This is a genomic window from Microcoleus sp. LEGE 07076 (genome assembly GCF_015207455.1).
In the GTDB taxonomy this organism is placed as follows: Bacteria; Cyanobacteriota; Cyanobacteriia; order Cyanobacteriales; family Microcoleaceae; genus Microcoleus.
This window is the reverse complement of the sequence record NZ_JADEWV010000208.1, coordinates 1-9,927: the sequence shown is the minus strand read 5'-3', so window position 1 is coordinate 9,927 and position 9,927 is coordinate 1. Positions and strand designations below refer to the sequence as shown.

The following is a 9,927-nucleotide window of genomic DNA, read 5'->3' as shown; positions in this document are numbered from 1 at the left end:
CCTATAACCTGCGTCAAAACATAAACAACAGCAGCACCCAACAGCGAAATCACCCCGCGAACCCTAGGTGCGATCGCATCCCTAGCTTCCAGCAGCAAAGTCAACGCCAACTGCCGCCCAGAAAGCTGTGCTAGCTCCCGATTTCTCGGAGCATAAATAGAAATTCTCTTAATTCCAGAATCGCCCAAAACAAACAGCCAAAACCTGCTTTCAAAAATAGCTTTTGGTTCCACCAAATAGCTATCCCAGCGATACCTCCACGATAAATTATTCCTAAACCGCTCAATTTCCCGAGTAGAAAGCAACTTCCCATCGTAAAAACTTTGCTTAATTTCCTCAATATTTGCAAAATTATTCAGCAGAGGCTGCACCACTCCGCTAGCAATTTGAATTGCCAAATTTTCTAACAAAGCTTCCGCTCGCTGCATCGCTTGCGGGCTGCCGGCAACACAAGAAAGATTGTCAACTGTTAGCGGAATTTCAAATAGCAAATGGGCAAATAAATCAACACTCATGGGTATTTTGTCAAGGATTTGGGCCGCAACTGCTTTTTCATCTGCCAGCAGCACCGGCACAACTTCTACGCTGTTGCCGATCGACATATCTGCCGCACTTCCCTCTTGACTTTCTGGCAGTTTCAAGCTTGTTTGACTGTCGTCTAATACCAGATTTTCTCCTGTTTGCAGCGTATAATATCTGCCAAAAAAATCTATGATTGCTGCTTCCCACAAATCCCGCAAAATAGCAGGCATTTTTTCTGACAATTGAGTTGGCTGCACTTGCGAAAAACGCAATTCCTCCAACAAATCCTCTAACTTCCGCAAAATGGAACTCATCAATTCGCGCTTTTGAGTCGATCGCAAAATATCGATTTCCAAAGGCACGCCAGTCAAATTCACCAAATCAAACTGCAATTTAGCAGCCGCCGAGTCAAACAAACTTCCTTGCCAATCATTTGCCACCACCAAGGATGCCGTCGCAATTTGAGAATTTGCAACTTGCAACTGAGAGTTATTCAACAAATTCTCCCGTCTTCCTTCTCCCGTCTTCTTTCTCCCCTTTTCCTCTTCTTTCTTATTTTTTCCGAGTTCCTGCTTCCGACTTCCATTGCTATTCTCGCCTCTTTTTTCAAATAACAACTGACTGACAATCCAGCGAGCAGCCAACAATTCTCGGCGACGTCCGCTGAGTACAACCCGATCTAAAATAGAGGGCAAATCTGTCGCATTTGCCGCTCTCATCCCTTGCAAATCAGCTTTGAGGGCCGCCAAAGCTGCGTCTATTTCCTGCAATCCAGACAGACAAACACCTGCCAGGATATTTGGGTTTAGAGGTCGATCGACTATCGGAGCCTCTAGATTTTCCTCTGCATTTGCTGCGGAGTTTTCTATTGTTTGAACTGCGGCTGAATTTAGCTGTATTTTCGAGTTAGCTCCCGCATCCGTCGGCCAATAAGTGCCGCCGGAACCCACGGCGCGAATCGCTTCCATTGTCACAGAAATATCTCTAGCTTTAGGACAATAGCCATTCGCGCCCGCAGCTTGTACTGCCCCCAACAGTTCGGGAGTCAGCGGCCCGCCTAGCAGCAATAGCGGCAGGTTGGGGTACAAACTTTTGAGTTGGCGACAAACTGCGAGCGCCGAAGTTTCATCCGATCGCAAGTTTAAGGTTTCAACACCCAAAATTGCCAAATCTGCGGGCTTGCTGGCGGCTTTTGAGTCGGGCGAGCGAGCTGCTAAAATCTGCACCGCCTCCTTGACAGTCGAAACCTCTGCGACAACTTCTAAGTCTGGAGATTGCTCGCAGGCTACTCGCAGCCCCAGCCGGAAAATGGGATCGTTATCGATCGACAGCAGTTGCAAATTACTCACTCGATTTTAGATTTGAGATGTAGAAGGTCGATCGCGCCAAAACCCTATTACTCCGGGAGCAAATTAGCATCAGGAGGTCCAGCCGATTCAGGAATCGAAGGCGGAGCCGGAGCCGGAGCCGGAGCCGGAGCCGGAGCCGGAGCCGGAGCCGGTTCCCTCGCGGGAGGATAGTAAGGTTCCGGTTCCCTCGCGGGCGGATAGTAAGGTTCCGGAGCCGGAGCGGGCGGATAGTAAGGTTCCGGTTCCCTCGCGGGCGGATAGTAAGGTTCCGGAGCCGGAGCCGGGGCCTCTTGTCTGGCGGGGGGATAGTAAGGCTCAGGAGCTGGCGCGTACTCCTCCTGTCGCGGAGCCGGCGCGTACTCCTCCTGTCGCGGAGCCGGCGCGTACTCCTCCTGTCGCGGAGCCGGCGCGTACTCCTCCTGTTGCGGAGCCGGCGCGTACTCGCGAGCGGGTTCCGGCGGCGGTGCAGTGTTGGCTCTAAGTTCGGCACTCCAGCGCCCGATCGCACCTGACGCCTCTGAATACAGCGCCCTACCGTAACCGATTTGCGAAGCCATATCGATCGCCGCCGACAGACTACCCTGAGAAGCCAATTCAGCAGCTCGGTCCAGAATCGGTCTGTCTTGAGCAACTTGCAGCTCGCTCACCCACTGATAGATATTATCCTGAGCTTTGGCGTACAGACTCCTACCGCTCTTAATTTCCGAAGCTTTGTCAATAGCCGCGCTCAGTTTTCCTTCCTTCGCCAGGGCGATAGCTTCATCCAAAAAAGGCTGATCTTGAATAACTTCTATGCGTTTCGTCCACTGAGCCAATAGAGTTTGCGCCTCTATTCTGCGGGGGCGGTTTAGAGCTACGAGCTTTACCTGAGCCATACCTGCCTTTAGTCCTTCCACCGTTTCCGGTTCTGCCAACTGCTTGGCCAGAGTCACAAAAGATTTGTCTTCGATTCGCTGAATTTCCCGGCGCCAAGCAGCCACCAAAGTTTGAGCGTGAATCCGCCGCGGCGCTGAAGGCCCGATGGTTTGAGCTTGCTCGATCGCTGCCTGAAATGTCCCTATCTGACCGAAAGTGGCGATCGTACTCGCCACTTGCAGTCGCACCAAATCTTGAAACTGCACCTGCAAATTTTCAATTTGAACTTGAGCCTGCTTGTACAGAGGGCGGCCCGGAGCAATTTGACTAGCAGCGCCCTGCCCTTCTAGCAAGCTAAAAATGTGTTGAGGCAGGGGTGTTGATATGGACTGGTTCCACGTCACCGCCTGAGCTCTACCCAACTGCATCAAATCTTGAGCTTCTGCAAACAGCGGCGTATTTTGCGGCACCACAGAAGCCGCCTCGATCGCCCCCAGCAAGTCTTTCGCCTCCAACCGCTTAGTAGCCATTGCCAGCAAAGTCCGGCTCCAGCCCTCAATTTCCTTCTCTGCTTTAGCGCGCGCCAATAGTTTCGAGTCGATTTTGCGAGCCAGGACGATCGCCTCAGCGAACTTCTGCGGAGTTCCATCCTTCGCCAAATCTCTCGCCTCTTGCAAGCGCTGCCAGCCGTTTCTTTCCAAAGAAATCTGCTGGATCAGCTCGTTGTAGCGTTTCTGACTCCAGTAAATATTTTCCAGTTTGAACAAAGCTTGAGCATAATCCCAGGCCTTCCTTAAATCCTCACCCTTCAAAGCCGCGATCGCTGTATCGTAGAGTTTTTGGCCCTCCTGCCAATTTTTTTCCCAAGCAGTAACAGCCTCCTGTACCTCTGGGTAAGAAGGACTGGTTTTAGGAATTTTCCCCACAATCTCCAGAGCCCCTTTCAAATCCCCCAGCTCAATTTTTGCCCTAGCAAATCCCAGCATGGCTTTCGACCATTCCCCGATCAAATGTTGCCCCTGGGAATATAGCGGGTGTTCTTTCGGCCAAGCCTGAACCAGTGCCATTGCCGATTCTAGCTGTTCTAGCTTGCCAGACTTAGCCGCTTGCTGAGCGCAGTAAAGTCGCTCTCCGTCTGCCGCCAGCGGCGACAGTTGCTGGCAATTAGGTGGCGGCGGCATCGTCAGCAACCACAGGAATGCAGCAGCACCGGTTACTCCAAATCCCACTAGGAGACTCAGCCAGATGAGCTGCCACTGCCAAAAAGTTCTTTTGCCCTCGTCTGTCTGCAGCACCGTTGCTGAGGAACTCGCATCGCCTATCACCTCTGCACTCAACTGTGCAGCCGGCTTGGAGGATGGATTGTACTGCGGTGGTGTGAATCGGTCAGATTGTCGTCTCGCCATTACTTCAGCCTGTCCTGTAATGCGCTCTCTGCGTGACACTCCCACATCTAATCTATAGATTGTGATGCGGGCTTCTGACTCCTGTTAAGGAGATCGAGAACTTCCTTCAAGGTACTGGCAATCTTTCCCTCTACGGCGTTTTATAGTGAGGTTTGTGTCCCCCCCACTGGTGGCTTTTGAGGATTTTAGGCTCAATAAGCACGTAAATCATACCAGTTATCCAACTGTTATTCACAGCTCTCGCTGGCAGTTTACCAGAAAAAACATGGGTAGTGTCCTCAATTGATTTGAGATTCGGGCATTGAAGAAAAGAGATTGGACTTGGCAGTTGAACTTGGGAGTTCAGCTCAAGTCTCAATTTTTACATACAGCGGGTTGAACAGATTTTTTTGATTTCTCAACAAAACTTAACCCCGCCGATACCAGAAACCGGGTTTTGAGCGAGATTTTTAGTTGAGAAACCAAGATTTTTTAGCTCCATCCGGTTTCAGAGCCTAAGTCCTGCTAAATTTTATTCGCGATCGCCCTCCACAGCAGATCGAGTTAGGCTTTGCTTTACTCGGTAGTCCAATTGTGGCGCGATCGACAGCCCATCAATACTTAAATCATTTTATACACTCGCAGCCACAGTCCCAACAATCGGTTTAGCAGCAGGCAGCGCAGAGCTTTCTGGTTAAGAAGCCTTTGGCGTATCGGTAGCACTCGATGTTTCCAGATCGGACGCCGACGAGCGGTACCCGTAGAAATCTATCCGGTAGTCTACAATTTTTACACCTGTTTGCTGTTGAATTTGTTCGATCAAGTCGATCGGCAATTCCACATGAACGTCAAGAATCTGAGCCGTATCCAGACAGTTGACATGAGAGTGAGAGTCGCTGACATTCCCGTACAAGCGTCCCTCCGAGCGTTCTACACACTCAATAATCCCTTCTCTCGAAAGGGCTTCCAAATTTTGATAAACAGAAGTATGACCGATCGAATGCGCTTGTTGGTTGAGGCGATCGTAAATTTCCCGAGCCGATAGATGTTCTTTTGCATCCCACAAAAGTTCTAGAATAAATTTACGCTGGCGGCTCAAGCGCATTCCCATCGCCTGACAGCGGTTTAAAGCATCTTCTAATGAACGAATTGGTTTCACAGCTACCGCCTTCTAGAGCCTGCTCGATTTTTAATTCTGGTACAATATTGCACGCCGATCTTATATTTACTAATTCTAACGCAGGGTTGCCCAACCGTAAAATATAGAAGGCAAAAATCTCTAATCCGTGAATTTTTACCAGGCCAAAAACAAAAGCCCCGGAGGGCCGTCGTGGACATCCCAAGATTTTAGACTTTTGTTCTACCTCCTTTGATTTAATACTGCAAGTAAATCGAAAATCTGCCCTGCCAAAATCGACTTACCGTTGCCACATCAGGCTGCTGTCAGCAAGCACCAGAGAATTTTGGGTCTCAAAAATATTGCTTTGACGATATTTTCTACTGCCACAAATCCTACTTCGAGGATTTGATGGCGTGAACCAGTAACTTGGCAATTTCCGAAAGTTGCTTTTTGTTGAAGGTTTTGAGCAAAAGCTTTACTAGGGCCTTCGGTTCGGCCGGAAGAGCTACTTGCGGAGGCGCCGATAGCGGTGCGGCCTCTGCTGATTTTGGGCTTGCTTGCAAAAGTAGCAAATTTTTACTCGGAGCGATCGTCTTGACTTTCCCCCCTTGCACCAAATCCCCAGCCTCCTTGAGTTCTTTGATAATCAGCGGAGCTAAGACTTTATAAGAGTTTTTAGGATTAACGATCGCCCCTCTAGCCGTTTTCACTAAATTTTGCCAAGTCTCAATTTTACCTCCCAGCTTATAGAGGCGAACACACACAGCCGCCAACTGCTCGCGACTAGCAGGCGATTCTTTCTGCTTGAACGCCTGCAACATTTCCTTAAGTAAAACCATCACTTCTGCAGCAAAATTCGCCGACACAGCGCCTGCGGTTTGAGAAGCCCCCGGTGCGCGAGATCCAGCAGCAACCGCCGGAACTTTACCGGAGGCCAAGTTTTTGAGATGAGTTTCCAGTTGAGCAAAAACTGGCATCACCTGTTGAACAAGTTTTTCTCCCTCTTCATTCCTCAACCCAAAAGGCCCTTCCAGTTGCGCCAGCAAATCCTTAAGCGTATCAACTCCCTTTAAAAATAGGGATTCTGCCGTTTGGTCAACCTGCTTGACGGGCCCGTCCTTTAGTACCTTAAAACAATCTTCCAAGCGGTGAGCGGTTGTTTTAATACTATCCAAGCTGAGCATAGCCGCCCCTCCTTTAACGGAATGGGCAGCTCGGAACATCTCTTGGACACTTTCGGGGTCTTTCATCGTGGACTTCAAATCCACTAAACCATTTTCTAGAGTATCGAGGTGCTCCTTAGCCTCCTCGATAAACAAACGCATAATTCGGTCTTGCTGATCTGACACCACAATCCTCCTAACAATCTCAGCCCCCTCCAGAAAGCACCCTGTTGGTGGGAGGAAACGCGACTCCTGCCAAGTCGGAACGCGACTCCTGCCAAATATTCTAGCCTGCCTCAGCTAGCAGGCTCAAAATACTGTTGTCGGGGCAATTTGATCTCTGAAACTGGTGGGGTGGAGAGCGAGCCTATAGTTCAGAAGGAGTATCTGGAGCGATTTCAATGCCCATTCCTTGTTGCATCATCTGCTGATCCGTAATCAAGTCGCTCAATTCTTTAACTTCGACGCCGATGTTTTGGCAAGCCTGTTTCAGTTCCCGCTCGAAGCTGTTGAGGTCGCCTTCGTAGCCGCAAAGTCGGGCGGCTGTGGCGATTCCTTGTTGGGCGTTGGCTTTGGCGCAGTCGATCAATTCAATGCCTTTGAGGGGTTGGGAGGATGCCATAGTGTCAAACCACAATTTATCTTTTGTCCCACTGTACCCAGAAGGTTGAGGTCGATCGATCTATCGAAAGGCATGAAAAATCCTGACTGTGCTGCGTGTTACCAATTCCTAGGTATTTTTGGGGATTTCCTGGCAAAATAGCAGTAAGCGGTAGCGCTACATAATTTACTTAGGTTTAGAAAGCCCCGCCAGCGACCAAGTTAAGCTCACCATCATCAAACGGCCTAGGGCTTTCAAACGGTCTGCGGCGTTATTTTCAACTGTTTGAGACAGAGTTTCAGAGTTAACATCGATCGGCAATTCTTCAGCGGTTGCTGAAGAATCTTCACACTTAACTGGTTCGGCAGATGTCTCAAGGCGGACTTGTCGTTGCTGATTTTCTTTTTCAGTCATTGTCTGAGTCACCTCCTTGAGTGATTGCATACAGAATATTTACTACAAATGCAAGTTGTACATATCCGGAATCTGGATTTTTTTATGTACTCCAAAATTACAACTACCAACCGATTTCTAATTTTTGAGTTTATCGATCGGCTATCTTCACCAGCATTTATGCAATTGACTTCAAAAACCCGGTTTTTTAACATAAATCTTATTGAATTCCCAGATCGTATTGTGTCCGGGACAAGAACCCACAGCGAGTTGGTAGTGAGGACTTTAGTCCTGTGAAAAGTCAGAGGACTAAAGTCCTCACTACTAACCAATTTAATTGTAGCCGCGACAGCAGACAGGGTATTACGCATTCTCAGCTCGCACCCAGACTATTGCCTGTGATGCAGGTCACTGAATTGTTATATTTACTTAAGAGTAAGATTTCCGAGATTCTGATATTCTTAAAGCTGAAGAATGAATTTCGCTCTGATTTATCTCAAAAAAGCAAGCGTCTGGAAATTATTAACAAACTTAAGGTGTAGAGCCGATGGCAATTTATCTAGATACTGCAATTATAGCGGACGCCGCACGGGCTAGCAAGTTCGGATGGATAGCGGGAATTACTACTAATCCGACACTTTTGGCCAAAAGCGAGTTATCTGCTGAGGAGACGCTCAAACAACTGGCACAACTGACAGCAGGGGAAGTGTACTATCAGTTAGTGGCATCTGATTTTGATGGCATGGTAGCAGAAGGAAAAGCGGCTTTTGAATTAATTGGACAGCAAACAGTTTTGAAAGTTCCAGCAACGGCGACTGGCTTCCAAGCGGTAGCGCATTTGTCGGGGGAAATTCCTTGTGCGGTGACAGCTATTTACAGCCCCGCCCAGGCTGTTGTTTCAGCCGGGGCCGGCGCAAAATATGCGATCGCCTACGTGAATCGCGCCACCAGACTGCTAGGAGACGGTTTTGCCTTAGTGCGGGATATGGCAAATGTTTTGCAGAGAACAAATACAGAGATTTTGGCAGCTAGCATTAAATCGCCGGAAGAAGCAGTAAAGACTTTATTAGCCGGCGCCCATCATTTGACATTACCTTTTGATGTATTGCAAGCAATGGCAGTTCACGAATTGTCGCAGCAAACAGTTGATGAATTTGCCAAAAACGGGCGCGGAATTTTGGGATAATAGCAAATCCGTTTGCACAGCCTGTTGATTATTTGGAAATTGATAATTGGAAATTGGTTATTAGTAAGTACGGGCGGCTGCGGGTTGATAAAATTGTTGTTTTTAACTAGAAAATACTGGTGAGCCCGCGCCTAAAATAATTATATTTATTTAGACGGACATGAGATTATATCATGTCCGGTCGATTGACAACGATAAGTAAGGTTTGTAGTGAGGACGAAGAGTCCTTCTTCCTAGGAGTGAAGTCCGAACGATCAAACTGTTTTTACTGTTGGTAATCGACCGGACATGATCTTAGATCAAATCCTGTTCGGTAGCATCGGAACGATCGAACCGGGAAGACGAAGCCGAACGCCGTTCATTCGCACTTACCACCTATTAGCGATCGTTCTGATACAAGCGAATTTGGTATTGTAAAACTTTATTAAACTCATAAGCAGTAGTAGTCAATAATGGTACTATGTAGTCAGGAGGTCGAAATGAAACTACCTGACTACGCCAAAGCAATAGGCATAAGTTACACAACCGCATGGCGGTGGTGGAAAGCGAATAAACTTCCCCATCCGGCACGACAGACCGAAAGCGGTCTGATTATAGTTGACTACTTGCCGCAAGCGCCATCAAACCAAGCTAAAAAGAATCGAGTCGCTATTTACAGTCGAGTCTCGTCTTCAGAAAACAAGGATAACCTCAACCGCCAATCGGAGAGGTTAACTGAGTACGCTATTGCTAACGGCTATCAAATTGTTAGAAATGTCAAAGAAATTGGCAGTGGATTGAACGACCACCGAAAACAATTAGAAACACTGCTACAACAAAATGACTACGACATTTTATTAGTTGAACACAAAGAGCGTTTGGCTCGATTTGGCACAAACTATCTAGAGGTTTTACTACTGAGATTGGGAATTAAGTTAGAAATAGTTAACTTAGCAGAAAATGGAAAAGATGAGTTGATGCAAGACTTGGTGGCTATAGTTACTAGCTTTGCTGCTCGACTCTACGGACAACGACGCGCCAGCAGAAAAACGGAAAAAATAATTGCCGAGTTGAAAGACGGAGGTGCTGAATGCAGCTAGCAGAAAGGCATATCATTAAATCAACGGAACCTCGTTTTAGCGAAATTGACCAACTAGCTTTCAAGTCCAAAAATCTGTACAATGCCGCTAACTACGTCATTCGTCAGAACTTTATTTACGGATGGGGCTACGTCAATTACAACGAAATGAACCGATTGATGAAGTCTCACGAAGCATATAAGGCAATGCCTGCTAAAGTAAGTCAGCAAATCTTGATGGTGCTAGACAAGAATTGGAAATCGTTTTTTGAAGCCGTTAAAGCTTACAAAGCTGA

Annotated in this window: 9 protein-coding genes and 1 pseudogene; 4 read left to right on the top strand and 6 right to left on the bottom strand. The window is 47.8% G+C overall.

All coding sequences use genetic code 11. From position 1 onward, the window contains the following. From IQ270_RS24555 to IQ270_RS24530, 6 genes are all read right to left on the bottom strand, one after another. Positions 1-1,871, bottom strand: a 1,871-nt coding sequence (locus IQ270_RS24555) for a DUF3685 domain-containing protein (protein WP_193975795.1), incomplete at its 3' end; no start/stop codon positions are given. 47 nt (positions 1,872-1,918) lie between these two features. Continuing rightward, on the bottom strand, positions 1,919-4,171 hold the full coding sequence (locus tag IQ270_RS24550; RefSeq protein ID WP_368670138.1) for a hypothetical protein: 2,253 nt from the start codon (positions 4,169-4,171) through the stop codon (positions 1,919-1,921). Positions 4,172-4,805: 634 nt separating this feature from the next. Then, a complete protein-coding gene (locus IQ270_RS24545) occupies positions 4,806-5,270 on the bottom strand; it encodes a Fur family transcriptional regulator (protein WP_193975794.1) in 465 nt (154 codons plus the stop codon). Positions 5,271-5,623: 353 nt separating this feature from the next. After that, the gene (locus IQ270_RS24540) at positions 5,624-6,580 is read right to left on the bottom strand and encodes an Hpt domain-containing protein (protein WP_193975793.1); all 957 of its coding nucleotides are present in this window, start codon (positions 6,578-6,580) and stop codon (positions 5,624-5,626) included. A 181-nt stretch (positions 6,581-6,761) separates the two neighbouring features. After that, on the bottom strand, positions 6,762-7,016 hold the full coding sequence (locus IQ270_RS24535; RefSeq protein ID WP_193975792.1) for a hypothetical protein: 255 nt from the start codon (positions 7,014-7,016) through the stop codon (positions 6,762-6,764). A gap of 165 nt (positions 7,017-7,181) precedes the next feature. Continuing rightward, positions 7,182-7,409 (bottom strand): hypothetical protein, encoded by a 228-nt coding sequence (locus IQ270_RS24530; RefSeq protein WP_193975796.1) that lies wholly within the window; start codon positions 7,407-7,409, stop codon positions 7,182-7,184. Between the two features lie 526 nt (positions 7,410-7,935). Here IQ270_RS24530 and IQ270_RS24525 point away from each other — a divergent pair. From IQ270_RS24525 to IQ270_RS24515, 4 genes and pseudogenes are all read left to right on the top strand, one after another. Next, a complete protein-coding gene (locus IQ270_RS24525; protein ID WP_193975791.1) occupies positions 7,936-8,574 on the top strand; it encodes a transaldolase family protein in 639 nt (212 codons plus the stop codon). Positions 8,575-8,862: 288 nt separating this feature from the next. Further along, positions 8,863-8,991 (top strand): hypothetical protein, encoded by a 129-nt coding sequence (locus IQ270_RS32045; RefSeq protein ID WP_255532483.1) that lies wholly within the window; start codon positions 8,863-8,865, stop codon positions 8,989-8,991. Between the two features lie 62 nt (positions 8,992-9,053). Continuing rightward, entirely contained in the window at positions 9,054-9,653 is a 600-nt protein-coding gene (locus IQ270_RS24520) for an IS607 family transposase (protein WP_193975790.1), read from the top strand. Continuing rightward, positions 9,644-9,927 (top strand): annotated as a pseudogene (locus IQ270_RS24515) (RNA-guided endonuclease TnpB family protein); the annotation flags it as partial. The gene IQ270_RS24520 and the pseudogene IQ270_RS24515, both read left to right, overlap by 10 nt.

Coding starts and splice junctions, on each gene's coding strand:
- IQ270_RS24535 (WP_193975792.1), bottom strand. CDS start 7,016: ATGGCATCCTCCCAACCCCTCAAAGGCATTGAATTGATCGACTGCGCC.
- IQ270_RS24530 (WP_193975796.1), bottom strand. CDS start 7,409: ATGACTGAAAAAGAAAATCAGCAACGACAAGTCCGCCTTGAGACATCT.
- IQ270_RS24525 (WP_193975791.1), top strand. CDS start 7,936: ATGGCAATTTATCTAGATACTGCAATTATAGCGGACGCCGCACGGGCT.
- IQ270_RS32045 (WP_255532483.1), top strand. CDS start 8,863: ATGATCTTAGATCAAATCCTGTTCGGTAGCATCGGAACGATCGAACCG.
- IQ270_RS24520 (WP_193975790.1), top strand. CDS start 9,054: ATGAAACTACCTGACTACGCCAAAGCAATAGGCATAAGTTACACAACC.